At 66.7% G+C, this 25,635-nt stretch carries 22 protein-coding genes, 1 rRNA gene and 1 riboswitch; of the genes, 11 read left to right on the plus strand and 12 right to left on the minus strand.

Annotated features, from left to right (window positions below):
- Positions 1-84 (plus strand): 5S ribosomal RNA (gene rrf / locus ACTRWB_RS35350); the annotation flags it as partial.
- A 186-nt stretch (positions 85-270) separates the two neighbouring features.
- Here the strand turns inward: rrf and ACTRWB_RS35355 are convergent.
- Positions 271-408, minus strand: coding sequence for a hypothetical protein (locus ACTRWB_RS35355; RefSeq protein WP_446904605.1), 138 nt, complete (start codon positions 406-408; stop codon positions 271-273).
- A 227-nt stretch (positions 409-635) separates the two neighbouring features.
- Here ACTRWB_RS35355 and ACTRWB_RS35360 point away from each other — a divergent pair, with 227 nt between their 5' ends.
- Complete coding sequence (locus ACTRWB_RS35360) at positions 636-2,060, plus strand: DHA2 family efflux MFS transporter permease subunit (RefSeq protein ID WP_446904606.1); 1,425 nt, start codon at positions 636-638, stop codon at positions 2,058-2,060.
- A gap of 276 nt (positions 2,061-2,336) precedes the next feature.
- Here ACTRWB_RS35360 and ACTRWB_RS35365 read toward each other — a convergent pair whose 3' ends face one another.
- The 3 genes from ACTRWB_RS35365 to ACTRWB_RS35375 form a co-directional block, all read right to left on the minus strand.
- Positions 2,337-3,080: a 2OG-Fe(II) oxygenase gene (locus tag ACTRWB_RS35365; RefSeq protein ID WP_446904607.1), complete on the minus strand. Its 744-nt coding sequence runs from the start codon at positions 3,078-3,080 to the stop codon at positions 2,337-2,339.
- A 360-nt stretch (positions 3,081-3,440) separates the two neighbouring features.
- Positions 3,441-5,033: an inorganic phosphate transporter gene (locus ACTRWB_RS35370; RefSeq protein WP_446904608.1), complete on the minus strand. Its 1,593-nt coding sequence runs from the start codon at positions 5,031-5,033 to the stop codon at positions 3,441-3,443.
- A 159-nt stretch (positions 5,034-5,192) separates the two neighbouring features.
- Entirely contained in the window at positions 5,193-5,780 is a 588-nt protein-coding gene (locus tag ACTRWB_RS35375; RefSeq protein WP_446904609.1) for a histidine phosphatase family protein, read from the minus strand.
- A 51-nt stretch (positions 5,781-5,831) separates the two neighbouring features.
- Positions 5,832-5,969, plus strand: a riboswitch (cobalamin riboswitch).
- Between the two features lie 33 nt (positions 5,970-6,002).
- Here ACTRWB_RS35375 and ACTRWB_RS35380 point away from each other — a divergent pair.
- Positions 6,003-6,212, plus strand: a complete 210-nt coding sequence (locus ACTRWB_RS35380; protein WP_047902386.1) for a CbtB domain-containing protein — start codon at positions 6,003-6,005, stop codon at positions 6,210-6,212.
- Positions 6,213-6,225: 13 nt separating this feature from the next.
- Complete coding sequence (locus ACTRWB_RS35385; RefSeq protein WP_412023732.1) at positions 6,226-6,948, plus strand: CbtA family protein; 723 nt, start codon at positions 6,226-6,228, stop codon at positions 6,946-6,948.
- A 22-nt stretch (positions 6,949-6,970) separates the two neighbouring features.
- Here the strand turns inward: ACTRWB_RS35385 and ACTRWB_RS35390 are convergent, their stop codons facing one another.
- A complete protein-coding gene (locus ACTRWB_RS35390; protein WP_446904610.1) occupies positions 6,971-7,879 on the minus strand; it encodes a LysR family transcriptional regulator in 909 nt (302 codons plus the stop codon).
- A gap of 126 nt (positions 7,880-8,005) precedes the next feature.
- Between ACTRWB_RS35390 and metE the strand changes: the two genes are divergently transcribed.
- Positions 8,006-10,300: a 5-methyltetrahydropteroyltriglutamate--homocysteine S-methyltransferase gene (gene metE / locus ACTRWB_RS35395; RefSeq protein ID WP_446904611.1), complete on the plus strand. Its 2,295-nt coding sequence runs from the start codon at positions 8,006-8,008 to the stop codon at positions 10,298-10,300.
- A 61-nt stretch (positions 10,301-10,361) separates the two neighbouring features.
- Here the strand turns inward: metE and ACTRWB_RS35400 are convergent, their stop codons facing one another.
- From ACTRWB_RS35400 to speB, 3 genes are all read right to left on the minus strand, one after another.
- Positions 10,362-11,864 (minus strand): purine-cytosine permease family protein, encoded by a 1,503-nt coding sequence (locus ACTRWB_RS35400; RefSeq protein ID WP_446904612.1) that lies wholly within the window; start codon positions 11,862-11,864, stop codon positions 10,362-10,364.
- Between the two features lie 171 nt (positions 11,865-12,035).
- Positions 12,036-13,361 carry an MFS transporter gene (locus ACTRWB_RS35405; RefSeq protein ID WP_412023736.1) on the minus strand — a complete coding sequence of 442 codons (1,326 nt, stop codon included), beginning with the start codon at positions 13,359-13,361 and terminating at the stop codon, positions 12,036-12,038.
- Positions 13,362-13,418: 57 nt separating this feature from the next.
- Positions 13,419-14,375, minus strand: coding sequence for an agmatinase (gene speB / locus ACTRWB_RS35410; RefSeq protein WP_343494904.1), 957 nt, complete (start codon positions 14,373-14,375; stop codon positions 13,419-13,421).
- 140 nt (positions 14,376-14,515) lie between these two features.
- Here speB and ACTRWB_RS35415 point away from each other — a divergent pair, with 140 nt between their 5' ends.
- Entirely contained in the window at positions 14,516-15,427 is a 912-nt protein-coding gene (locus ACTRWB_RS35415; protein WP_446904613.1) for a LysR family transcriptional regulator, read from the plus strand.
- Positions 15,428-15,484: 57 nt separating this feature from the next.
- Here ACTRWB_RS35415 and ACTRWB_RS35420 read toward each other — a convergent pair whose 3' ends face one another.
- On the minus strand, positions 15,485-15,949 hold the full coding sequence (locus ACTRWB_RS35420) for an Lrp/AsnC family transcriptional regulator (protein WP_129515801.1): 465 nt from the start codon (positions 15,947-15,949) through the stop codon (positions 15,485-15,487).
- Positions 15,950-16,083: 134 nt separating this feature from the next.
- Here ACTRWB_RS35420 and ACTRWB_RS35425 point away from each other — a divergent pair, with 134 nt between their 5' ends.
- The 3 genes from ACTRWB_RS35425 to ACTRWB_RS35435 all read left to right on the plus strand — a co-directional run bounded on the left by ACTRWB_RS35425 (position 16,084) and on the right by ACTRWB_RS35435 (position 20,312).
- Positions 16,084-16,710 (plus strand): LysE family translocator, encoded by a 627-nt coding sequence (locus ACTRWB_RS35425; RefSeq protein ID WP_048246702.1) that lies wholly within the window; start codon positions 16,084-16,086, stop codon positions 16,708-16,710.
- Positions 16,711-16,969: 259 nt separating this feature from the next.
- Positions 16,970-18,562: a S53 family peptidase gene (locus ACTRWB_RS35430; RefSeq protein WP_129515800.1), complete on the plus strand. Its 1,593-nt coding sequence runs from the start codon at positions 16,970-16,972 to the stop codon at positions 18,560-18,562.
- Between the two features lie 73 nt (positions 18,563-18,635).
- On the plus strand, positions 18,636-20,312 hold the full coding sequence (locus tag ACTRWB_RS35435) for a S10 family peptidase (protein ID WP_446904614.1): 1,677 nt from the start codon (positions 18,636-18,638) through the stop codon (positions 20,310-20,312).
- Positions 20,313-20,447: 135 nt separating this feature from the next.
- On the opposite strand, the gene nadE is transcribed toward ACTRWB_RS35435, so the two are convergent.
- The 3 genes from nadE to ACTRWB_RS35450 all read right to left on the minus strand — a co-directional run bounded on the left by nadE (position 20,448) and on the right by ACTRWB_RS35450 (position 22,752).
- Positions 20,448-21,296: an ammonia-dependent NAD(+) synthetase gene (nadE, locus tag ACTRWB_RS35440; RefSeq protein WP_129515798.1), complete on the minus strand. Its 849-nt coding sequence runs from the start codon at positions 21,294-21,296 to the stop codon at positions 20,448-20,450.
- Between the two features lie 215 nt (positions 21,297-21,511).
- Positions 21,512-22,381 carry a DMT family transporter gene (locus ACTRWB_RS35445; RefSeq protein WP_343494901.1) on the minus strand — a complete coding sequence of 290 codons (870 nt, stop codon included), beginning with the start codon at positions 22,379-22,381 and terminating at the stop codon, positions 21,512-21,514.
- Positions 22,382-22,566: 185 nt separating this feature from the next.
- A complete protein-coding gene (locus tag ACTRWB_RS35450; protein ID WP_006480515.1) occupies positions 22,567-22,752 on the minus strand; it encodes a hypothetical protein in 186 nt (61 codons plus the stop codon).
- A 208-nt stretch (positions 22,753-22,960) separates the two neighbouring features.
- Here ACTRWB_RS35450 and ACTRWB_RS35455 point away from each other — a divergent pair, with 208 nt between their 5' ends.
- Entirely contained in the window at positions 22,961-23,719 is a 759-nt protein-coding gene (locus tag ACTRWB_RS35455; RefSeq protein ID WP_343494900.1) for a DeoR/GlpR family DNA-binding transcription regulator, read from the plus strand.
- 105 nt (positions 23,720-23,824) lie between these two features.
- Positions 23,825-25,630: a phospholipase D-like domain-containing protein gene (locus ACTRWB_RS35460; protein WP_446904615.1), complete on the plus strand. Its 1,806-nt coding sequence runs from the start codon at positions 23,825-23,827 to the stop codon at positions 25,628-25,630.
- Positions 25,631-25,635 lie beyond the last annotated feature (5 nt).

Genomic DNA, 25,635 nt, shown 5'->3' on the forward strand with positions numbered 1-25,635 from the left:
CCTTCCCATCCCGAACAGGACCGTGAAACGACTCTACGCCGATGATAGTGCGGATTCCCGTGTGAAAGTAGGTAATCGTCAGGCTCCCTAAGCTAAGAACCCCCGCCCGAAAGGCGGGGGTTTTTGCATTGGGGCGGTAGAAATGCTCACGCGCCGGCGAAGGGCGGTGCGGCCAGAGCTGGTGCTTCGATGGCGTTGATCCAGATAGCCGTCGTTCTTGAGCGACCCGCAATTCTGCCCGCTGAAATCCCCAGGTGCTTCCCTCTGGCGCTACATCAATGCGATTCCAGTCAGCATCGAGCTGACGTCGGTGCATCCAACGACGATGTAGCGATGACCGGTGATGAGCGACGTTCGTCGGTAATAGCCGATAAATGCCGCGTTCTCGCGAAAACCCTCCTGCTTCATTTACCCATCCATCGACACCTCGCGCCAACCCGATCGTGGGTGCCACTGGGCGCACGCAGCGCGAATTCGTCACAGAAATCTATGCGCATAAAGTGCATTCGCACGACATGCCCGGCAGAGCGGACAGCAAGCCCTTCGAGGTAATATCGCCATTCGTCCCGATCCCCGGCGCTTTTCCGCATGCGCTGGCGGTCGGTGTCTTCAGCATTCCGTCTCCTGCACCGTTCATGACTGATAGCCCCGCCCAAGGTGGTCGGACGACCGACTTCTTGCCGTATCTCGTCGCCGCAACGTTCTTCATGGAGTACCTCGACACGACCGTGATCGCGACCGCGCTGCCGCAAATGGCGCGCTCGTTCGGCGTCGGACCGAATGCGCTGAGTCTCGGGATGACGGCCTACATGCTTGCGCTCGCCGTGTTCATCCCGATCAGCGGCTGGATCGCGGACCGCTATGGATCGCGCACGGTGTTCGCCAGTGCAATCGTCGTGTTTACCGGCGCGTCGGTGCTGTGCGGGCTGTCCGATGGCGTCGTGACGTTCACGGCTGCGCGCCTGCTGCAGGGTATCGGCGGGGCGATGATGGTGCCGGTCGGACGAATGATCGTCGTGCGCAGTACCGAGAAGGCGAAGCTGATGCGCGCGATCGCGACGATCACGTGGCCGGGCATCGTCGCGCCGGTCGTCGGGCCGCCGATCGGCGGCTTCATCACGACCTATGCGTCGTGGAGATGGATCTTCCTGTTGAACGTCCCGTTCGGCATCGCCGCGCTGGCCTGTACCTGGCTGATCGTCCGGAACACGCGGGCCGACGAACAAAGGCCGCTCGACTGGGTCGGCTTCGTGCTGGCCGGTGGAGCGCTGACCTGCCTGTTGATCGGAACCGAGGCGGCCGGCCAGCAGGACGTGCACTTCACGCGCGCGGTGGTCCTGGTGGGGGCGAGCGTGCTGTTCGGCATTGCCGCGTGGTTGCATGCGCGACGTTGCGCGCATCCGCTGCTTGATTTCACGACGCTGAAGGTACCGACGTTCTCGGTGACGGTGATCACCGGTTCGATCACGCGGATGGCGATCAACGCCGTGCCGTACCTGCTGCCGCTGCTGTTCCAGATCGGTTTCGGGCTGTCGCCGTTCCAGTCCGGCCTGCTGCTGCTCGCGAGCGCGCTCGGCAATCTCGGCATGAAGGCCGGAACGTCGTGGATTCTCGACCGCTTCGGTTTCCGGCGCGTTGCGCTCGTCGACGTGACGATCGTCGGCATCTTCACGATCGCGTGCGGCTGGCTGACTGCATCGACGCCGCTGGCGATCACGCTGTTCGTCGTATTCGTCTACGGGCTGACGCGGTCGATGCAGTTCACGACGCTCGCGACGCTGGCCTATGCGGATATCCCGGCTCACCAGACGAGCGCGGCCAGCACGTTGTGGAGCGCCGCGCAGCAGATGACGATCGGGATGGGGATCGCGTTCGGCGCGTTGTCGCTGCGGCTCGCGGCGTTGGTGCGTGGCGATGCGGCCGGCATGCACTACGTGCTCGACGATTTCCGCTGGGCGTTCGTCGCCGCGGGTGTACTCGCACTGCTGACGTTGCCGGGCTACGCGCGGCTGGCCCTCGATGCGGGCGACCGGCTGCGGGCGAATGTGGCGCGAGGATAGGCCGGGCCGCCAATCGCCTTTGTGTCGCGACAGGTGAATGCTTTCGTTTCCTGTCGCTCACTTGAGACGTCGGTCCGTCATGGCCAAGATGGCCTGACGGGCAGCGAAATCCGTCATCGGCCACTGTGAACGAATGAACAGATCGCGTGGTGATGTCCGGTCGCAACGACCCCCGAACGATAACGCGCGATTGGTGCGGCGGACGCGCGGCGTTTCCTGTGCAAATTCATCCGCGAGACGAATGGCGCGATAGCGTTGCGCTCGTTCCGGTTGCCGTCACTGTGCGTCGTGGAAGATGATGCCGACCGTGTGGCGGTGGCCGCTGCGGATCCGGCTTACGCCGTGGCGCAGGTTGACGCGGTAGAAGCCGCGCGTTCCCTGCACGGGCCGGCCGTGCACGGCGAAGATCACCGCGTCGCCTTGCGTCAGCGGCACCACTTCCGCACGCGACTGCATGCGTGGCCGCTGTTCCGTCAACACGAACTCTCCTCCGGTGAAATCGTGGCCCGGCGCCGACAGCAGGATCGCGACCTGGAGCGGAAAGACGTGCTCGCCGTACAGGTCCTGATGGAGGCAGTTGTAGTCGTCGGGACCGTATTGAAGGATCAGCGGCGTCGGCCGTGTTTGTCCCGCCGCGTGGCAGCGATCGAGGAATGTCGCCTGGTCGTTCGGATAACGGACGTCGAGCCCGAGTGCCTTGTTCCAGCGATTCGCGATAGGCGCGAGATGCGGGTAGATCGTCGTGCGCAACTCGGCGACCACCGCGGGCAGCGGGTATGCGAAATACTTGTATTCGCCGCGCCCGAATCCGTGCCGCGCCATCACGACGCGCGAACGATAGAGCGCGTCCCGCGGATAGAGCGATACGAGCGCATCGCACTCGCTCGCCGAGATCAGGCCCGGCACACGCGCGCATCCGTAGCGATCGAGATCGGCATCGACGGTCGTCCAGTCGATTGCGTCGACACGTTGCGCGATGTCCAGCGATTCGACGGCAGGTTGCAGATCGGCAATGTTCACGGGCTACCTCGGTTCGTCAGCAACGTGGTGCCGTGCGGTCGCGCGGAATGCTTCGGAAGCGTTGCGCGCACGGTTGAATTCACGATGGAAGTTGATGAACCCAGTCTACCGACGTCCGTGAGACGGCGCGCTCCAGATCTTGCGTTTCAATTCGGAAAAGGAAGAGGGGAGCGGCGTGCGATGCGGCACGGACACGCCGCATGCGGCGACGTGTCGGAGCGGAGAAGCGGAGAAGCGGAGAAGCGGAGAAGCGGAGAAGCGGAGAAGCGGAGAAGCGGAGAAGCGGAGAAGCGGAGAAGCGAGAGTCGAACCTTCCACTACAGGCGGCCGGCGCTCACCGGCCACCCACCGCGTCCCCGATCAGACCACCGACCGGAACAGCCAGTAGAGCCCGCCCGCGAGCGCGATCGACGCCGGCAGCGTCAGCACCCATGCGAGCACGAGGCTGCGCACCGTGCTCCATTGCAACCCGGACCCGTTCGCCGCCATCGTGCCCGCGACGCCCGACGACAGCACGTGTGTCGTCGACACCGGCAGCCCGTACATGTCGGCGGCGCCGATCGTCAGCATCGCGACGACTTCGGCCGATGCGCCCTGTCCGTACGTCAGATGCTGCTTGCCGATTTTCTCGCCGACGGTCACGACGATCCGCTTCCAGCCGACCATCGTGCCGAGACCTAGCGCGATCGCGACGGCGACCTTCACCCAGGTCGGGATGAACTTGGTCGCATGGTCGAGCTGCTTGCGATAGTTGTCGATCGCGAGCTTGTCGTCGGCGGCGAACGCGGGTTGCCCCGATTTCTCGATCAGGCGAATTGCTTCGGACACCAGATACATCGTGTTTCGCACGTTGTCGACGTCGCGTTGCGGCACGGCTGCCATCGAGCCCGACGCGCCGACCGCGGTCGCGAGCGACGTGGACAACTGCTGCACGGCCGGCAGCACGGCCGGCGTTAGTTCACGGCGCTGCACGTAGTGTTCGACGTCGGCGCGCGGGTTCGCGGACGGCGCGACGCCGTTCGTGTATTTCCCGAACGTCGCGGCTGCCTGGTTCGCGACCGCAACGAAGGTCTGCGATTCGGCCGGCGTAACGGCCTTGTTCAGCGCATACGCGGTCGGCACCGTGCCGATCAGGATCAGCATGATGAGGCCCATCCCTTTCTGCCCGTCGTTCGAACCGTGTGCGAACGACACGCCCGTGCAGGTCAGGATCAGCAGGCAGCGAATCCAGAACGGCGGCGGCTGATCCTTCGGCGGCTCCTTGTACAGCTCCGGAATCCGCACGACGGCCTTCAGCACGAGCAGCAGCAGCGACGCGCACAGGAAGCCGACGATCGGCGAGAACAGCAGCGACTTGCCGACGCCGAGCGCCTGGCCCCAGTCGACGCCGCTCGTGCCGGACGGCCCGTGCATCAGCTGGTTCATCAGCCCGACGCCGATGATCGACCCGATCAGCGTATGCGAGCTCGACGACGGCAACCCGAAATACCAGGTCGCGAGGTTCCACACGATCGCGGCGATCAGCAGCGCGAACACCATCGCGAAGCCCGAACCGCTGCCGACCTGCAGGATCAGCTCGACCGGCAGCAACTGCAGGATGCCGAACGCGACCGCGCCGCTCGAGACCATCACGCCGAGGAAGTTCCACATGCCGGACCAGATCACCGCGACGTTCGGCGTCAGCGAGTGCGTGTAGATCACGGTGGCGACCGCGTTCGCGGTGTCGTGGAAACCGTTGACGAATTCGAAGCCGAGCGCGATCAGCAGCGCGGCGCCGAGCATCAGGTACGGAAACAGCGATGCTTCGCGGACCGACGACAGATCGTCGATCAGGTGCATGGCGATATAGACGGCGCCGATCGCGAGCACCAGCAGGAAGACGGCATAACCGACTTGCCGGGTGCGTTCGACGGAGCCCGAATTGTTCGAGGCGGACGAAGCAGGTTGATTCATGACGGCATCTCGTAGGGGAATCGCGTCTGATCCTAGCTTCGGCCAGCAGTCAGTTTGATGACAGTCGGGATGGCGAACGGTATGTCTTACAGCGATGTAAGCAGAGCGCCGGCACGCATCTTCGGCCACATGGCGCACGCAACTCGGCACGACATGGGCTTACGCATCAGTGTCGCGCCGATCGACATCCGCGATCAACATCCATCCATGCGGCGATGCGGCGAATGTCGTGCATGACAGCGGCGCGACGTCGACGCGAGTCGCGGCCTTGGAATCCATCCGCAGAGCCTGCGCGACGGCCGCGCGAATGATCGCCGCATGCGTGATCGCGACGATGTCGCGCTCGTGCTGCAGCGCGTTCAACCATGTGCCGACACGCCGCATCGCTGCGTCGAACGATTCGCCGCCGTGTGGCGATGCGGACGGATCGCCGATCCATGCACCCAATTCGTCAGGACAGTCGCGGCCGAGATCGTGCAGCCGCTGGCCGCGCCAGTTGCCGTAGTCGATGTCGCGCAGCGCGTGATCGATGTCGGCACGTAGCCCGAGCGCATCGGCAGTCTGTCGCGCGCAGCGGGCGGGGCTGCACAGCACGATCGCGCCGGCGAGGCCCGCCCACCGGTCGCGCAGCGCGGCGGCGTCGGCGAGCCCGCGCGCGTCGAGCGGATCGTCGTCGGGAAACGTGCCGGTGCGCATCGCACGGGTCGATGCGTGTGCGATCAGGCGCAGCGAGGCATGCAGGGTCATGTCGGTTGTCGGAGGGGCCGGGCGGAACGTGCGGTCGCTCGCACGCCGTTACTTCAACACGCGGACTTTCGCGCGTACAATCCGCCCGATACGAAACGCGGAAGCCGGTGCAATTCCGGCGCGGTCGCGCCACTGTAACCGGGGAATCTCGATCCCGGAAGCCAGACCTGCCTTCGTACCCATCCAACATTTGTCGGGGCGCGATTCCCCTGAGGTGCATCCATGAGCGAAGCAGTGCTGAAGCCGGTCGTCGTGCCGGCACCCATCCCCGTCCGTGAACTGTTGCCGTGGGCCGTGTTCGTCGGCCTGATCCTGCTGCTCGCACTGTATTTCGTCGGCGCGGAACAAGGCGCGACGTCGCTCGTGCCGGGCATGTATGTGCACGAATTCGTCCACGACGGCCGCCATCTGCTCGGCTTTCCCTGCCACTGACGCGGAGAACACGATGGTCGGAAAGCTGCTCATGCGCGGGATGCTCGCAGGCATCGCCGCGGGCCTCCTCACGTTCGGTTTCGCGAAAATCGTCGGCGAACCGCAAGTCGATCAGGCGATTTCCTTTGAAGAAAAACTCGACGCCGCCAAAGGCGACGCGCCGGAGCCCGAGCTGGTCAGTCGTCACACGCAGGCCGGCCTTGGCTTGCTGACCGGTGTCGTGACCTATGGCGCGGCATTCGGCGGGCTGTTCTCGCTGGTCTTTGCGTTCGCGTACGGGCGCGGCGGCCGCCTCCCGGCACGGCCGCTGGCCGCGTGGCTCGCACTGGCGGCGTTCATCGCGCTCGTGATCGTGCCGAACCTCAAGTACCCGGCCAATCCGCCGTCGGTCGGCGATCCCGACACGATCGGCTATCGCACGGGCCTGTTCTTCCTGATGATCGCGATCTCGATCGCGACGATGGTGTTCTCGGTCAGCGTGCGCCGCCATCTGCTGGCGAAGCTCGGCCAATGGAACGCGTCGATCGTCGCCGGGCTCGTGTTCGTCGCGATCATCGCGGCGGTGCAGTTCGGGCTGCCGTCGATCAACGAGGTGCCGGCCGCTTTCCCGGCCGCCGTGCTGTGGAAGTTCCGCGTCGCGGCGATCGGCATGCAGGTGATCATGTGGACGACGATCGGCCTGCTATTCGGCGCGTGGGTCGAGCGCGGCGAACGCATCGGCATGCGCGCCGCCTGACGCGTCCTGCAACCGGGCGCGCCTAGCGCAGCATGCGCGGCGCGCTCCACGTCGATTCGCGCGCGAGCGCGACGAACGCGGCCAGATAGTCGATCGCCGCGTCCGCCTCGCGGATGCCGAGAAAGATCTGCTTCGCGATGCCCTTCTTGCCGAGCTTGACCGGCACGACCGGCATCCGGTCCGCGTATTCGTCCGCGAGCCATCTCGGCAGCGCGGCCACGCCGCGCCCGCTCGCCACCATCTGCAGCATGATGTCGGTCGTTTCGATCGACTTGTGCCGCCTCGGCACGATGCCGGCCGGCGTCAGGAACTGGTTGTAGATGTCGAGCCGGTCGGTTTCGACCGGGTAGGTGATCAGGATCTCGTCGGTCAGTTGCTCGGGCGTCACGTAGTCGGCGTTCGCGAACCGGTGTGAGTCAGCGACCACCAGCACCTGCTCGTAATCGAATACCGGAACGAAGTGCAGACCCGGCTTGTTCAGCGGATCGGGCGTGACGAGCACGTCGATGTCGTAACCGAACAGCGCGCCGATGCCGCCGAACTGGAAGCGCTGCTTCACGTCCACGTCGACGTCGGGCCAGCGCGACAGATACGGTGACACGACCTTCAGCAGCCACTGGTAACACGGGTGGCATTCCATCCCGATGCGCAGCGTGCCGCGCTCGCCCTTCGCGTACTGCTTCATCCGCTCTTCGGCGAGCTCGAACTGCGGCAGCAGCCGGTTCGCCAGCTTCAGCAGATATTGCCCGCCCTGCGTGAGCCGCAGGCCGCGGCCTTCCCGATCCCAGATCGGCGTGCCGAGCTGCTGCTCGATTTTCCGGACGGTATGGCTGAGCGCCGATTGCGTGAGATGCAGCGCGTTGGCGGCCGCGGTCAGCGAGCCCTGGCGCTCGACTTCACGAATGACGACGAGATGGAATCGTTCCAGCATGGTTATCGCTCACCCAACAGATACATGAACAATTTTAATGGATGAATGAAATAATGCCATTTTATTTCATGTATTGAAATCCCTATCATGGCTGCCGGACATTCACTACATCTGGACGGCAGCGTCATGGTCACCACACACAACCTTGGTTTCCCGCGAATCGGCGCGAAGCGCGAACTCAAGTTCGGTCTCGAACGCTACTGGAAAGGCGAATCGTCGCGCGACGAGCTGAAGGCGCTCGGCGCGCAGCTGCGCCAGCGCCACTGGAACGACCAGCGCGATCTGGATCTGGCGCCGCTCGGCGACTTCGCGTTCTACGACCAGGTGCTCGACATGAGCTTCACGCTCGGCAACCTGCCGAAGCGCGTGCAGGGCTTCCACGGCGACGTGCTCGACAACTATTTCCGCGTCGCGCGCGGCCGGTCGGCGCAGTCGGCGGAAGAGCATGCCGCGTGCTGCGGCGGCGTCTCGGCCGGTGAAATGACGAAGTGGTTCGACACGAACTATCACTACATCGTGCCGGAATTCCACGCGGACACGAACTTCTCGCTCGACCCGTCGCGCCTGCTCCAGCAACTGGCGGAAGCGCAGGCGCAGGGTGTGGCCGTGAAGCCGGTGATCCTCGGTCCCGTCACGTACCTGTGGCTCGGCAAGGCGAAGGACGATTCCGATCGCCTCGCACTGCTGCCGAAGCTGCTGCCCGTGTACGGCGCGCTGCTCGACACGCTGACCGCGCAGGGCGTCGAATGGGTGCAGATCGACGAACCGATTCTCGTCACCGAGCTCGACGCCGAATGGCGGCACGCATTCCGCACCGCCTATGCGACGCTGGAAACGCGCCGCATCAAGCTGCTGCTCGCCACCTACTTCGGGCAGCTTCAGGACAACCTGACGCTCGCGGCCTCGCTGCCGGTCGACGGCCTGCATATCGACGCGATCAATGCACGCGACGAAGTCGACGCACTGGTGCGCGAACTGCCGGCCGGGCGCGTGCTGTCGGTGGGCGCGATCAACGCCCGCAACATCTGGAAGACGGACCTGAACGCGACGCTCGACTGGCTCGAACCGCTCGCGAAGCAGCTCGGCGATCGCCTGTGGCTCGCGCCGTCGTGCTCGCTGCTGCACGTGCCGGTCGATCTCGCGAGCGAGGAGAAGCTCGACGCGGAGATCCGTTCGTGGCTCGCGTTCGCGCTGCAGAAGCTCGACGAACTGAAGGTGCTCGCCACCGCGCTGAACGAAGGCCGCGACCAGGTGGCCGATGCGCTTGCCGCGAATGCCGCCGCGATCGACTCGCGCCGCCGCTCGCCGCGCGTGAACAACCCGGTGGTGAAGGCCTCGATCGCGCGTATCGACGCGCAGCTCGGCAACCGCGTGAGCCCCTATGCGCAGCGCGCGCCGAAGCAGTCGGCCCGACTGAGCCTGCCGGCCTTCCCGACGACGACGATCGGCTCGTTCCCGCAGACCGTCGAAATCCGCCAGGCGCGCAGCCAGTTCAAGGCCGGCGCGCTGGACGAAGCGGGTTACCGCACGGCGATGCGCGCGGAGATCGAACGCAGCGTGCGCGAGCAGGAATCGCTCGAACTCGACGTGCTCGTGCACGGCGAAGCCGAGCGTAACGACATGGTCGAATACTTCGGTGAGCAGCTCGACGGCTACGCATTCAGCCAGTTCGGCTGGGTGCAGTCGTACGGTTCGCGCTGCGTGAAGCCGCCGATCCTGTTCGGCGACATCAGCCGCCCAAAGGCGATGACGGTCGAATGGATCACGTATGCGCAGTCGCTGACGAACAAGCCGATGAAGGGCATGCTGACCGGCCCCGTGACGATCCTGAACTGGTCGTTCGTGCGCGACGACCAGCCGCGTTCGGTGTCGTGCTACCAGCTCGCGCTCGCGATCCGCGACGAAGTGCTCGATCTCGAGAAGGCCGGCGTGCGCGTGATCCAGATCGACGAGGCGGCACTGCGCGAAGGGCTGCCGCTGCGCCGCGCGCAATGGAGCGAGTACCTGAAGTGGGCGGTCGAATCGTTCCGCATCACCGCGAACGGCGTGCAGGACGATACGCAGATCCACACGCACATGTGTTATTCGGAGTTCAACGACATCATCGCGTCGATCGCCGACATGGATGCGGACGTGATCACGATCGAGACGTCGCGCTCGGACATGGAGCTGCTCGACGCGTTCGACGACTTCAAGTATCCGAACGAAATCGGGCCGGGCGTGTACGACATCCACTCGCCGAACATCCCGACGCAGGATCACATCGTCGGCCTGATGCAGAAGGCGGCTGAACGGATTCCGGCGGAGCGTCTGTGGGTGAACCCGGACTGCGGCTTGAAGACGCGCCAGTGGGCCGAAGTGATTCCGGCGCTGACGAACATGGTCGCCGCCGCGAAGACGCTGCGCAACCAGGCACACTGACGCGCCGTAGCTTGCGCTGCGACTATTGAAGTACCGGCCCGCCGTGACGGGCCGTTTTCCGTTATGCGCGTTCGCGAATATCCGTGCTGGCGGGAGCGTCGGGCGCAGGCGTCTTCGCGATCACGCGCCGTTCGTGTTCGAGGTCGAGCGAGCGCGACAGGAGTGCATACACGGCGCCCGCGACGATCAGCCCGACGAGCCACGCGATGTCGACGCCGCCGAGCATCCGTGCGAACGGACCGACGAATACCTCGCGGTTCGCTTCGGCATCGAAGATGTAGAAGAACGGCACCATCGCCGCGAAGCCGGCCAGGTACGCGACGATGCCGCGTGGTTGCCACGCCCCGTAGAGACCGTTCGGCGTGAAGAAATGCGCGATCGCATAGTGGCCGCGCCGCACGAAGAAATAGTCGACGAGATTCACCGCGGTCCACGGCACCAGGAAGTAGAGCATCAGCGTCAGGAACGTCTGCAGCAGCGCGATGCCGTTGCCGCGGATCGCGAACACGCAGGCGAGCACGAAGGTGCTGATCGCGACGATCGATGCGACGCGCGCGCGGCGGGTCGGCCGGATCGGCACGATCGAATCGACGGCGGTCAGGACGGTCAGCATCGCGCTGTACGCGTTGAGCGCGATGATCGGCAGGAAGCCGACCAGCGACACGATCGCGATCAGCTTGCCGAGGCCCGGCACGAGCGACGTGCCGACATCGTTCATCGCGACCAGCGCATCGGCCGCGTGCAGCTTCTGCGCGAGCCATGCGCCGAGGCCGATCATCCAGGTGCCCGACAGCGACGCGCCGGCGAAGATCACCGCGATCAGCTTCGCGCGACTCGTATTTTTCGGCAGATAGCGCGAATAGTCGGACACATACGGCGCATACGAGATGTTGTAGCTCGCGGCGATCGCGAACTGCGTCGCGAACGCGATCCAGTTGAAGCCCGGCGCGGCCGCCGGCGCAATGGCGGCGTGTGCCGGCGCCGCATGACCGAACGCGAGCGCGAGCGTGACGAGCGCATAGAGCGGCAATGTCGCGATTAGCGCCCACGTGAAAGTCCGATGCATCAGGTCGTGGCCGTAGATCGCGAGCAACGCGCCGATTGCCACGGCCGCGACGGCGACGAAGCCGCCGTCGATCCCGAATACGTTGTGCACGCCGTCGACCATCAGCGACACGTTGACGACATTGAAGCCGACGAAGACGAACAGCGTCGCGAGCAGCGCGACGATCACGCCGCGATAGCCGAATTGCGCGCGCGACTGGATCATCTGCGGCAGGCCCATCTCCGGCCCCTGCGAGCCGTGAAACGCCATGAAGATCGTGCCGAACATGATCCCGAGCGCGCCCGCGAGCGTCGTCCAGCCGGCGGACAGGCCCATGCCGGGCCCGACGAAACCGATCGAGATCGTGAAGAAATGGAAGTTGCCGAGAAACCAGAACGGCCCCTGGCTCGCCAGCTTTGCGTGGCGTTCGTGTTCCGGGATGTAGTCGATCGAGTGGTGCTCGATCGCGAGGCCGGCCGATTCGGCGCGGCCAAGGTCGAGGGTGTCGGGGCGGTTCATGACGGCTTGTCTCCAGGGTCGCGCGCGGTTCGTCGATGCGACCGCGTGCGCCTGCCTGCCGCGACACCGTCGTGGCAAGCAATCAATATCGGGGGATGCGCGGGCGGTGCGGTACACCGCCGGACAACGCAAAAAAAACGGGCAGGCGAATCGCCTGCCCGTTGCGGGACGTTACGCGGTGCGCACGCCGCGCGGCAGCGACTCGCGCGTCTTGCCGGGCGCGCCCGCATCGTCGATGCTGACGCGGCGCGAGATCAGCCACACGCACAGCGACGAGAGGATTGCGGCACTCGTGTACTGGATCGCGAGCGGCCACCATTGCGGCGCGGTGTTCTGCGCGATGATGGTCGCGACGAGCGGCGTGAGGCCGCCGGCGAGCGCGCCGCACACCTGGTACGCGATCGAGATCGCCGTATAGCGGATCCGCGCGACGAAGATGCCGCTGACGAAACCCGCGACCACCGAGTAGTAGCCCGATTCCGCGAGCGTCGCGAGGCCGACGCCGACCGTGATCGACAGCGGCGTGCCCATGTGCACGAGCGGCAGCATCGCGAACGGAACGATCGCCGCCCATGCGCCGGTGATCAGCAGCACGCGCGTGGTGCCGAAGCGCTGCGCGAGGAACGCGGCGGCGAGCTGCACGACGAACTGCAGCACCGCGACGATCGTCATGCAATGCAGCACCATCGACCGGTCGAGCGACAGGAACTGCGTCGCATAGCTGATCATGAAGATGTTGCTGAAATACACGCCGGCGATGCCGTACACGTTCGCGCCGATCGCGAGCAGCAGCAGCGGCCAGTACTTGAGCGCTTCGCGCAGCGGGTTCTGCGCGGTGTTGCCGCTCTTCCTGACTTCCTCGAACTCGGGCGACTCGGACACGCTCGCGCGGATCACGAAACCGACCACCAGCAGCACGGAACTCGCGAGGAACGGTACGCGCCAGCCCCAGCTCATCATGTCGTCCTTCGACAGCGTGCTGATCGCGCCGAACGCGAGCATCGACAGGATCAGGCCGCTCGCACTGCCGAGCTGCGCGAACGACGCGAAGAACGTGCGCTTGCCTTCGGGCGCATGCTCGCCGGCGAGCAGCACCGCGCCGCCCCATTCGCCGCCGACCGCGATGCCTTGCAGCACGCGCATCAGCACGAGCAGGATCGGTGCGATCACACCGGCTTGCGCGTGGGTCGGCAGCAGGCCGATCGCGACCGTCGACACGGCCATCAGCATCAGCGTCGCGAGCAGCGAACGCTTGCGGCCGAAGCGGTCGCCGAGGTAGCCGAACATCACGCCGCCGAGCGGCCGTGCGAAGAAGCCGACCGCGAACGAGCCGAACGACGCGAGCAGGCTGACGAAGCGGTTTTCGCCGGGAAAGAACAGCGGTCCGAACACGATGGCGGCGGCGGTCGCGTAGCTATAGAAGTCGTACCACTCGATCGTGGTGCCGACGAACGACGCGAGCGCCGCCCGCTTCGGTTGCTTGACGGAAGTCCCCATCTTTATGTGTGCTCCTCTGGAATCCTCTGATTTGGAATAGGTCGTGTCTGGCGGGGATCAGCTGCGGTAGGCGACACCCGGCAGCACGCACAGCAGCTCGTACGCGAGGTTCGCGCCGAGCAGCGCCGTGGTGCCGAACGGGTCGTACGGCGGCGCGACTTCGACGAGATCGCAGCCGACGATGTTCAGCCCCTTCGCGCCGCGGATGATTTCGAGCGCCTGCGGCACCGTGAGGCCCGCGATTTCCGGCGTGCCGGTGCCCGGCGCGTAGGCCGGATCGATGCCGTCGATGTCGAAGCTGATGTAGACGGGTGTATCGCCGACGCGTGCGCGCACTTCTTCCATCAGCGGCGCGAGCGACTTGTTCCAGCATTCCTCGGCCTGCACCACGCGGAAGCCCTGATCGCGGCACCAGTCGAAATCCTCGGCGGCGTAACCGGTGCCGCGCAGGCCGATCTGCGTGACCTTGTCGCCATGCAGCAGGCCTTCCTCGACCGCGCGGCGGAACGGCGTGCCGTGCGCGATCTTTTCGCCCATCATCGTATCGTTCACGTCGGCGTGTGCATCGACGTGGATCAATGCAACCTTGCCGTGCTTGCGGTGGATCGCGCGCAGGATCGGCAGCGCGATCGTATGGTCGCCGCCGAGCGTGATCGGCTTGCAGTCGTGCTCGAGGATCGCGTCGTAGGCGGCTTCGATGCGCGCGATGGAATCGTGCAGGTTGTAGGGATTGATCGCGACGTCGCCGATGTCGGCGATCTGCAGCGAATCGAACGGCGCGGCGCGCGTGGCCATGTTGTACGGGCGCAGCAGCACGGATTCGGTGCGGATCTGGCGCGGGCCGAAGCGTGCGCCGGTGCGGTTGGACGTGCCGAGATCGAACGGCACGCCGACGAAACACGCGTCGAGGCCTTCGGCGCTCGCCACGTGCGGCAGGCGCATCATCGTCGCGATGCCGCCGCAGCGCGGCATTTCATTGCCGCCGAGCGGCTGGAAATGGGTGTGGTCGTTCATGGGGCTGTCTCTTCCGATGTGGGGTTGCCGTATCATTCGACGCGGCTTGGCGCACAGTTTTACGCGCTCCGCCGGGAAAGAAGAATGCGAAGATATCGACGTAAACATCGATTTTCATCGATGTATGGAAGGGGATGAGCGTGCTGGGGAATCTGTCGACCCTCGATCTGCGGTTGATCCGCGTGTTTCTCGCGGTCACGGACGCGGGCGGCGTGTCGGCCGCGCAGGCGGTGCTGAACGTCGGGCAGTCGACGATCAGCGCGCAACTGTCGTCGCTCGAGACGCGGCTCGGCTACCGGCTCTGCGAGCGCGGCCGCAGCGGCTTCCGGCTCACGCCGAAGGGCGAGCGGTTTCACGCGATGAGCCGCAAGCTGCTCGCGGCGCTCGACGAGTTCGGGATGGCCGCGCGGCACATGGACCGCCAGCTGGTCGGCACGCTGAACATCGGCCTGATCGGCCATACGCCGGTGAGCCAGAACGCGCGGATCGCCGAGGCGATCGCCGCGTTCCGCACGCGCGACGAGGCCGTGCGCTTCTCGATCTCCGTGCGCGCGCCGGGCGATCTCGAGGAGAAGCTGCTGAGCGACGAGATCCAGATCGCGGTCGGCTACTTCTGGCACCGCGTGCCGTCGCTGCACTACACGCCGCTGTTCATCGAGCGCCAGGTCGCGTACTGCGGCCGCGGCCATCCGCTGTTCGACGGCGCCGGCACGCTGACGCCGGCCGACGTCACGGGCTTCGAATGGGCGTGGCGCTCGTATCCGCTGCCGGAGGCGCAGCTGTCGACGACACCCGACCGCGTGACCGCGACCGCCGACAACATGGAGGCCGTCGCGCTGCTGATCCTGTCCGGCCACCACCTCGGCTACCTGCCGCAGCACTTCGCGGCGCCGTACGTCGCGCAGGGGCTGCTCGCGCCGCTCAATCCGGAGCAGCTGCGCTACGACGTCACGTTCCACATGGTCGTCGCGCGCAACGGACGCGGTAACCCGCTCGTGGAAGCGTTTCTCGAGGATCTCGAACGCGCGCACCAGCCGCCGGACGTCGCGTGACGCCGGCGCTGCCGACAATGTGAACAAGCGTTGCGCCGGCGCGCTCCGCCGCGCGCATCACGGCACCGGCAAGCCCGCGTCGTGTTTCACTTCGCGCAACGACAGCGCCGATTCGATCGACGTCACGCCCGGCAGCATCCGCAGCGATTCGCGCAGGAACGTGCCGTAGTCGTCGAGGTCGCGCGCGACCACCTGCAGCAGGTAGTCGGCCGTGCCCGCGACGTTGTGGCACGCCAGGATCCGCTCGATGCCGAGCACTTCCCGTTCGAACCGGTCGGCGACCTTGCGGTCGTGCGTCGCGAAGCGCACGAGCACGAACGCGACGACGCCGAAGCCGAGCGCCTGGCGCGACAACTGCGCGCGATAGCGCTCGATGTAGCCGTCGCTTTCGAGCCGTTTCAGGCGACGCGCGCACGGTGTCTCGGACAGGCCGACGGATTCGGCGAGACGCGCGATCGGCAGGCGGCCGTCGCGCTGCACCGCAGCGAGAATCGCGCGATCGGTTTTGTCGAGTTCGATCATATTGGCGGAATCCTTGTTCTGGTTTCATGATTGTGGCGGATTCCCCTATGGATCGCCAATCCTGAGCCAAAGATGGCCAATAATCCCTCCTCCTTCAGCGGCAACATATCGTCATTGGAGGACGGGGGCAGACCATGATTTCCACGCATTTGCTGTTGATTTATCTCGCCGCGCTGGCGGCCATTTATGCGGTGCCGGGGCCCGACATGGCGCTCGTGCTGCAGACCAGCATCGGCCGTGGCGTGCGGCCGGGATTGGCGGCGGCGGGTGGCCTGTCGCTCGCGCGCACCGCGCACGTGACGCTGTCCGCCTGCGGCGTCGCGGCACTGATCCGCAGCGCGCCGTGGCTGTACGAGGTGATTCGCTACGGCGGCGCGCTTTATCTCGCGTATGTCGCGATCCAGGTATTCCGTTCGCCCGTGTTCGCGCTCGGCGAAGGCGACACGACGGTGTCGGCGGGCGAGCTGCGGCAGTCGTTCGTGAAGGGCCTGCTGACGAACCTGCTGAACCCGAAGGCGCTGCTGTTCTGCTCGGTGCTGCTGCCGCAGTTCGTGCGGCCCGAGGCCGGGCCCGTCGTGTTGCAGATGTTCGAGCTCGGCGCGCTGCTGGTCGCGGCCGGCGTGTGCTTCGACCTCGCTTGCGTGTTCGGCGCGTCGCGCATCGCGGCGTGGATGCGTGCGCATCCGCTGGCGCAGACCGTGCAGCGCTGGACGTTTTCCGCGGCGCTGATCGGTTTCGCGCTGCGTCTGTCGATGGATTGAGCGTCGCCGCCGCAGCGGTGCCGCGCCGGTCGACAGGCCGCGCGGCGCCGATGCGCCGATCGACACAGGCCGCGTGCAATGCCGGCCTTCGCGCGCATGCCCCGGTGCAGAAGGGCGTGCGCGCAAATCGTCTGACTGATCTAAAATTCCTCTCACTTCGCGCTATCGCGAACCGACTGACCGAACGGAACCGACTTCCGCCGGCCATGTCCGATTTCCTGGTTGTTCCGTGCAACGCGGTACCAAGGAGGGTCAGAACATGGCAAGGCATCTTCACGCCGACCGTGAACCCCGAATCGTCGCCGAGTCCAAGTGCCTCGGCCCGTGCGATCCGGCAGAACGCATCCACGTCACGATCATGTTGCGGCGGCAGGAAGAAGGGCAACTCGATACGTTGGTCCACCAGCTCGCCACCGGCGACGCACAGGCGAAACCGCTGTCGCGCGCCGCATTCGCGCAGCGTTTCTCCGCCCATCCCGACGACATTCGCAAGGCCGAGGACTTCGCGCGTCGTCATCAACTGACGGTCGATCGCGTCGATCCGGTCGAAAGCGTCGTCGTGCTGTCCGGCACGATCCAGCAGTTCGAAGCCGCGTTCGGCGTGAAGCTCGAGCGTTTCGAGCATCGTTCGATCGGCCAGTATCGCGGCCGCTCGGGCCCGATCGCGCTGCCCGACGATCTCGGCGATGCCGTCACGGCCGTGCTCGGCCTCGACAGCCGCCCCCAGGCGCGGCCGCACTTCCGGCTGCGTCCGCCGTTCAGGCCCGCACGCGGCGGCGCGGCGGGCGTCACGTTCACGCCGGTCCAGCTCGCGTCGCTATACGGCTTTCCGGCCGGCGATGGCGCCGGGCAATGCATCGCGATCGTCGAACTGGGCGGCGGTTATCGCGCGGCCGACATCCAGCAGTATTTCCGCGGGCTCGGGATCACGACGCCGCCGACGCTCGTCGACGTGAACGTCGGCACCGGACGCAATGCGCCGAGCGGTGACCCGAACGGCCCGGACGGCGAAGTCGCGCTCGACATCGAGATCGCCGGTGCGATCGCGCCGGCCGCGAAGATCGCGGTCTACTTCGCATCGAACAGCGATGCGGGTTTCATCCAGGCCGTCAACGCGGCCGTCAGCGACACGACCAACAAGCCGTCGGTGATCTCGATCAGTTGGGGCGGCCCGGAAGCGGTCTGGCAGACGCAGTCGGCGCAGGCGTTCAACCGCGTGCTGCAGGCGGCCGCCGCGCAGGGCATCACCGTGTGCGCGGCGTCGGGCGACAGCGGCTCGGGCGACGGGTTGCAGGACGGTGCCGATCACGTTGACTTCCCCGCATCGAGCCCGTACGTGCTCGGCTGCGGCGGCACGCAACTCGATGCACTGCCCGGGCAGGGCATTCGCAGCGAAGTGACGTGGAACGACGAGGCGTCGGGCGGCGGCGCGGGTGGTGGCGGCGTCAGCACGCTGTTCGACCTGCCGGCGTGGCAGCAGGGGCTCGCCGTCACGCGCGCCGACGGCAGCAGCACGCCGCTCGCGAAGCGCGGCGTGCCGGACGTGGCCGGCGATGCATCGCCGCAGACGGGTTACGAGGTGTCGGTTGCCGGCACGCCGACGGTGATGGGCGGCACGAGCGCGGTCGCCCCGCTGTGGGCCGCGCTGATCGCGCGGATCAATGCGGCGGCCGGTGCATCGGCCGGCTGGGTCAATCCGGTGCTGTACAAGAATCCGGGCGCGCTGCGCGACATCACCCAGGGATCGAACGGCACGTATGCGGCCGCGTCGGGCTGGGACGCATGCACGGGCCTCGGCAGCCCGAACGGTGCACAACTCGCCGCGATTCTCGCGCGCAAGCCGTCGAGCTGACGCGCCGCTTCTTATCTTTCCGTTCGACGCGGGTTTCCTGCCCGCGTCTTTTTTCACCTCCAGGAGCAGCACGATGGGCATCGATACCGCATCTTCCGGCGGCGTTTATCCGCTGCATCACGGCGACCACAATTCGCATAGCGTGCCGCCGACCGTCAATCCCGTGGCGTTGAGTCATGGCCGCGATCAGCCGTTCTTCGATCCGGTCGCGTACGGCAACGGCCCCGACGACTCGGTGACCGATACAACCGAAGCGGCTGCGATCACGCATCACACGATCCTGATCGACGGGAAGCGCATCGCGTACACGGCGACGGCCGGCCATCTCGTGACGGTCGACCCGAGCAGTTCGCAGCCGGCCGCGAAGATCTTCTACGTCGCATTCACCGCCGATGGCGCGAAGGAAGAAACGCGTCCCGTGACGTTCTTCTATAACGGCGGGCCCGGTTCGTCGTCGGTGTTCGTGCTGCTCGGCTCGTTCGCGCCGAAGCGCATCAAGACGTCGATGCCGGGTTTCACGCCGCCCGCGCCGTACCAGATGGAAGACAACCCGGACAGCATGATCGACCACAGCGACCTGGTGTTCATCAACCCGGTCGGCACCGGTTATTCGGCGGCCGTCGCGCCGAACAAGAACCGCAACTTCTGGGGCGTCGACCAGGATGCGGATTCGCTGAAGCAGTTCATCAAGCGCTACCTGACGAAGAACAACCGCTGGAATTCGCCGAAATACCTGTTCGGCGAATCGTACGGCACCGCGCGCAGCTGCGTGCTCGCGTACAAGCTGCACGAGGACGGTGTCGACCTGAACGGCGTCACGCTGCAATCGTCGATCCTCGACTACCGGCAGGCCGGCAACCCGGTCGGCGCGTTGCCGACCGCGGCGGCCGACGCGTGGTATCACAAGAAGCTCGGCGTCACGCCGGCGCCGACCGATCTCGGCGCGTTCGTCGAGGAAGTCGCGCAGTTCTCGCGCACCGACTACCTGAACGCGTTGCGCGCGGTCCCGCATGCGGACCCGGCCGCCGTGCAGAAACTGTCGCAATACACGGGCATCGATACGGCGACGCTGCAGTCGTGGAGCCTCAACATCGCCGGTTACGACGCGCGCGGCAATTCGCTGTTCCTGACGACGCTGCTGCAGGCGCAGGGGCTCGCGCTCGGCTCGTACGACGGCCGCGTGACCGGGATTTCGTCGGGCATCGCCGGCAAGATCGACCCGAACTCGGGCGGCAACGATCCGACGATGACGGCCGTGACGGGTGTGTATACGGCGATGTGGAACAGCTACCTGAACGAGCAGTTGAAGTTCACGTCGAATTCCGCGTTCACGGACCTGAACGACCAGGCGTTCCAGCACTGGGATTTCAGCCACATCGACCCGACCGGCGCGCAGCAGGGCATCGACGCGCAGGGGAACGTGATTCTCTACACGGCCGGCGATCTCGCCGCGGTGATGGCGCTGAACGTCGACCTGAAGGTGCTGTCGGCGAACGGCTTCTACGACTTCGTCACGCCGTTCTACCAGACCGTGATCGACCTGCAGCAGATGCCGCTCGAGGATCAGAAGGTGCGGCAGAACCTGTCCGCGCGTTTTTATCCGTCGGGGCACATGGTGTATCTCGACGGGGGCTCGCGCACCGCGCTCAAGCGCGATCTCGCGACGATGTACGATACGACGGTCAGCGATACGGGCGCGCGGATGCGGATTCGTGCGCTGCAGGCGACGAAGACGGGCGGGCACGCGTAGCGTTGCCCGTCGCCGGGTTGCCGCGCGTCGCCGTCACGGCTGCGCGCGGCGATTGGGCTCCGATGCTGCCGACCGGTCGCCGGGCGGCAGCACCGGATGATTGTGACGCGCCGATCGCTCAGCCGCAGTCGCGGCTTACGCGGTCGGCCAGTCGAACAGCGTGTACGGCAGCGCGCGCTTGTGCCGCGAACCTGCGTGGAAGCGCAGCACGGTCTCGTACACATGGTCGCTGACCGGCTTGCCTTCGAGGAAATCGTCGATCTCGTCGTAGCTGACGCCGTACGCGTGCTCGTCGGGGCGCAGCGGGCGCAGTTCCTCGAGGTCGGCCGTCGGCACTTTCATCACGATCGATTCCTCGCCGCCGAGCGCGCGTGCGACCGCGCGCACGCGACGCTTGTTCAGGCCCGCGAGCGGCAGCACGTCCGCGCCGCCGTCGCCGAACTTCGTGAAGAAACCCATCAGCGATTCGGCCGCGTGATCGGTGCCGATCACGATGCCGCGCCGCGCGCCGGCCACCGCGTACTGCGCGATCATGCGCTCGCGCGCCTTGATGTTGCCGTGCACGAAATCCTGTTGCGCAGGCGTTTCGAACGCATGGCCGGACGCGACCAGCGACGCGAGCATCGCATCGGCGGCCGGTTTCACGTCGACCGTCAGGGTCTCGTCCGCGCGCACGAACGCGAGTGCGCGCTGCGCGTCGGCTTCGTCGTTCTGCACGCCGTTCGGCAAGCGCATCGCGATGAAGCGCGCATCGTAGCCGTCGGCGCGCAGGCGTTCGACCGACAGTTGCGCGAGCCGCCCGGCCGTCGACGAATCGACGCCGCCGCTGATGCCGAGCACGTAGGTCCGCAGGCCGGTTGAACGAAGGTATTGCGCGAGGAATTCGACGCGGCGGGCGATCTCGGCCTCGGCGTCGAATTGCGGGGCGACGTTCAGTTCGGCAATGATCGCGCGTTGGCGGCTGGCGTAATCGGCGGATGTCATGAAGGGAGTTCCGGAACGAAATGCAAGGCGCCCATCATAAGCGCAATCGTGGCGGGGCGCCGCGCCGGGCGTGCGATCCGGCGGCCTTGCGTTGCTTCGGCGAGACGCGCTGCATCGCCGTGGTGCACGGTGCGCCGGGCGGGTGCAGGATGCCGCGCGAAGGGCATCCGTGCGCGCGGCCTCGATGACGGTGCCGGCTTGGTCGATGGCTGGCGTCAGCGCCGCGCGAGCACGACCCCCACCAGCGCGAGCGCGAAGCCGGCGAGCTGGATTGCCGCGAGCGTTTCGCCGAACAGCAGGTAGCCCTGCAGCGCGGCGAGCGGCGGCGCGAGGAACAGCAGCGACGTCGCGCGCGCGGCGTTGCCGCGCCGCAGCATCCACATCAGCATCGTGACCGCGCCGCCGGACAGGAACACGACGCCCCACACGAGCGACACCCACAGCGCCGGCGCGCCGATCCAGCGCGTCTCGTGCAGCAGCACGACGAAGATCGCCGCGACGAGCGCCGCGCCGAAGTTCTGCACGGCGACCGCGGTGCGCAGGTCGCTCTGCGCGAGCTTGCCCTTCTGGTACAGCGAGCCGGCGGTGATCGACCCGACCGCCAGCACCGACACGGCGACCACGAGCCACGCGGGCGCCGCGCCCGGCGGCGATGCGACGCCGCCCGCGACCTTCGGTGCCAGCACGAGCGCGACGCCGGCCAGCCCGAGCGCCATCCCGAGCCAGCCGCGCGCGGGCAGGCGCTCGTTGAACAGCGGCACGGCGAGCACGGCGGTGGCAAGCGGCTGCAGCGCGCCGAGCAGCGCCATGACGCCCGCGTTCAGCCCTTGCGCGACGGCCCAGTAGCTCGCGCCGAGATAGACGCCCTGCAGCAACGCGCCCGCGATCAGGTGGCGCGGCCATTCGCGGCGGGCCGGCCACGGCGCGCGTGCGACGAGCGCCACCATGCCGAACAGCGCGGCCGTGCCCGCGAAACGCGCGAGGAGGAACAGGTTGGGATCGGCGTAGGGCTTGATTGCCCGCGCAACGATGAAGCCGGTGGACCAGAGCGCGACGAAAGCGGCGGCGACGAGCGAGGTAAGCATGCGAGGCGGGCCGCGAGGCGGCCGGACAGAACCGTGAAGTCGGCCAGTATCGGGGCAAGCTCCGCCGGCGTCTTGTCGAATCCTGCACTCGTCTCATGCCGCATATCGCGAGGATGCGGCGGCGTGCGTTGTGCTGCGCGGTGCGCAGCGGACGGGCGAGCGTGGTGAAGCGGAGATCAGTCGAATCAGTCGATCGAGAACGTATCGAGCGGCTGGTTGGCGCGCGCGTCGGTCGCGAAGCGCGCGGCGAGCTGCTCGTACAGCCGGCGGGCCTCGTCGAGCGTCAGGTCGATCCAGTACGGATCACCGGCGGCGTCGTTGAGTCTTTCGGGCGGAAACTGGATTTCGATCACACTGCCTTTGCGATACATTGCGCGAGCCCCTTGGCTTGGTCTGTCGTTCTGCGAAGCTCGAAGTGTAGCAACCGGCGCCGCGCCGATTCGCGCGCGTCAGGCAATTCAGAATTTCGCTTTCGGGGAGCGCGGCCGGCCCCGTTTCGCGCCACCGTCAAATGTCGGTCAAACGTCCGTAATACAATGGCCGGCTTACCCATTACCAGTCGCCTCGGGCGCACACGCGATGCTGGCGGAACAACGTCATCAATTCATCCTGTCGGAGCTCGGACGATCGGGCGCGTTGTCGGTCGCGGAACTCGTGCGTTCGCTCGACGTGTCGCGCGAAACGGTGCGGCGCGACCTGAACGCACTTGCCGCGCGCGGCCTGCTCGTGATGACGCACGGCGGCGCGCTGGCCGCGGATCGCCGCGAGCCGAGCCTGTCCGAGCGCGAAGCCGCGAACGCGGACGCGAAGCGCACGATCGGGCGGCGCGCGGCCGAATTCGTGCCCGACGATGCATCGGTGCTGATCGATTCGGGCAGCACGCCGCATGCGGTCGCGCTTGCGCTCGCTGACCGGCACCGGCTGTCGATCTATACGAACGACTGGCGCACCGCGTTCGTGCTCGCGCGGCGCAACGGCAACCGCGTGACGCTGCTCGGCGGCGAACTGTCCGACGATGAGGACGCAACCTTCGGGCTCGACACGATCCATCAGCTTGCGCAATACCACGTCGATTTCGCGTTCGTCGGCGCCGGCGGCATCACGCCCGACGGCGAATGCACCGACTACTCGCGGCTCGCGGCCGAGGTGCGCAGCCGGATGATCGCGGCGGCCGGCACGGCGATCATCGTCGCCGACCATTCGAAATTCGGCCGCGTGACGCCGGTGCGGATCAACGGCACGGCCGCCGCGCGTTATCTCGTGACCGAACGCGCGCCCGACAAGGCGCTGCGCCGCGCGTTGACCGCGCGCGGGATCGAGCTGCTCGTGTGCGACTGACGCGCGTCCGACATACAAGGTTCATCGAACCGTCATCCCGCGGGAAGAACCGCCGTCAACACTGACCCATTCATCTCGACCGGCCGCAGGGCCAGGGAGCAACGAATGTCCGTCAGCGTGCGCAGCTATCTTTCCCCCACTCTCGTCCTGCTGGCCTTCGACTGGCCCGATGCGGCGTCGCGGTCCGATTTCCTCGGTTTCGCGATCCGGCGCACGCCGGGATTCTGGTCGGCCGACGGCAAGACGCGTGCGCCGAACAGCTGGCTGCCGAACCGCCTGACGTTCGACGGCCCGGCCGCCGACACGCAGGGCGACGCGCCGACCGACCAGGCGCCGATCCAGAAATTCATGTGGTGGGACGCGCGCATCGATCCTCAGGACCGCGATGCATCGTTCCGCTACGACGTGTATCCGGTCGTCGGCACGCCGGCGGACCTGCAGGTGCTCGACGCGCAAGCCGGCGTGTGCGACGTCGTGCTGCCCGCGCACATCGAGGACGGCATCGGCACGTGGTTCAACCGCGCGGTGGTCAGCTCGCAGGCGTTCGCGAAGCAGGTCGCGGCGCTGGGCCTCGCGCCGAATGCGGCGCCGAGCGACGCGCAGGCACTGAAGCTGCGCACCTGGCTCGCGAACGACATGGAGCAGGTGTTCGCGGAGATGCTCGACCCCGCGTCGCGCGCGGCGTCGGCCGTTTATCACCTGACGGACACGCTGTGGGCGCTGCCCGCGTTCGAGGCGTTCGGGCGCAAGCACGGCGACGCGTCGCTTGCGATCGTCTACGACGCGCACACGACGGCGCGCAAGGGCAAGCCGCCGCTCCCGTCGCCGAACCAGCCGGCCGTCGACGCGCTGCAGGGTCTCGCGACGCTCGCGCCGCGCGACAAGACGCACATCATGCACGACAAGTTCATCGTGACCGATGCGTCGGCAAGCGCGACGCCCACGCGTGTGCTGACGGGGTCCGCGAACTTCACGACCGAAGGGCTCACCGAACAGGCGAACGTGCTGCACGCATTCGACTCGCCGGCGCTCGCCGCGCTGTACAACGATCGTGCGCATGCGCTGGCCGCGAATCCGCCGATCGCGGAGACGGCGCGGCTGTCGCCGGGCTGGTCCGCGCCGATGACGATCGGCAGCGCGCAGGTGCGGCTGGCGTTCTCGCCCGAACCGACGGGGCAACGCACCGAGATCGACACGATCGTCGCCGCGATCGAGGCCGCGAAGCATTCGGTGTCGTTCTGCCTGTTCATGCCGACCGACGCGGCGCTGCGCGACGCGTGCTTCGCGGCCGGCGACCGCGGGCTGATGATGTTCGGGCTGGTGAACAAGATCAACGTCGGCAGCGCGACGAAGGCCGATGCCGCGCAGCAGGCCGGCCAGACGCTCGATGCGGCGACGCTCGCGAACCTCGAGCTGTATCACCGCAGCCGCGACAACCACGACGTGATCGACGCCGAGTACTTCTCCGCGGCGACGGTGCCGCAGGGCTTCGAGCCGGAATTGCGGCAGTTTCCGGGCGAGCCGGCGCCGGCCTATCCGCCCGTCGTGATCCATCACAAGTTCATCGTGATCGACGCGGAGGGCGCGAATCCGGTCGTCTATACGGGCTCGGCGAACATGAGCCGCAATTCCGAGCAGTTCAACGACGAGAACCTGCTCGAGATTCGCGACCAGCGGATCGCTGGAATCTATCTCGCGGAATTCCTGCGGCTCTACGAGCACTACCGCGCACGGGCGCTGGCGATCGATGCGAAGCAGCACGGCACGGGTACGGGCACAGGCACGGGCACGGGCGCGCATGCGCGGCTCGCGCTTGCGCCCGATTCGAGCTGGGCGAAGAAGTATTACGTGGCGGGAAGCCCGGAAGAGAAGGCGCGGATCGCGCTGGCGTCGACCGCGCCGACGGATTGAAGCGC

This window comes from Burkholderia sp. YIM B11467 (assembly GCF_052952715.1).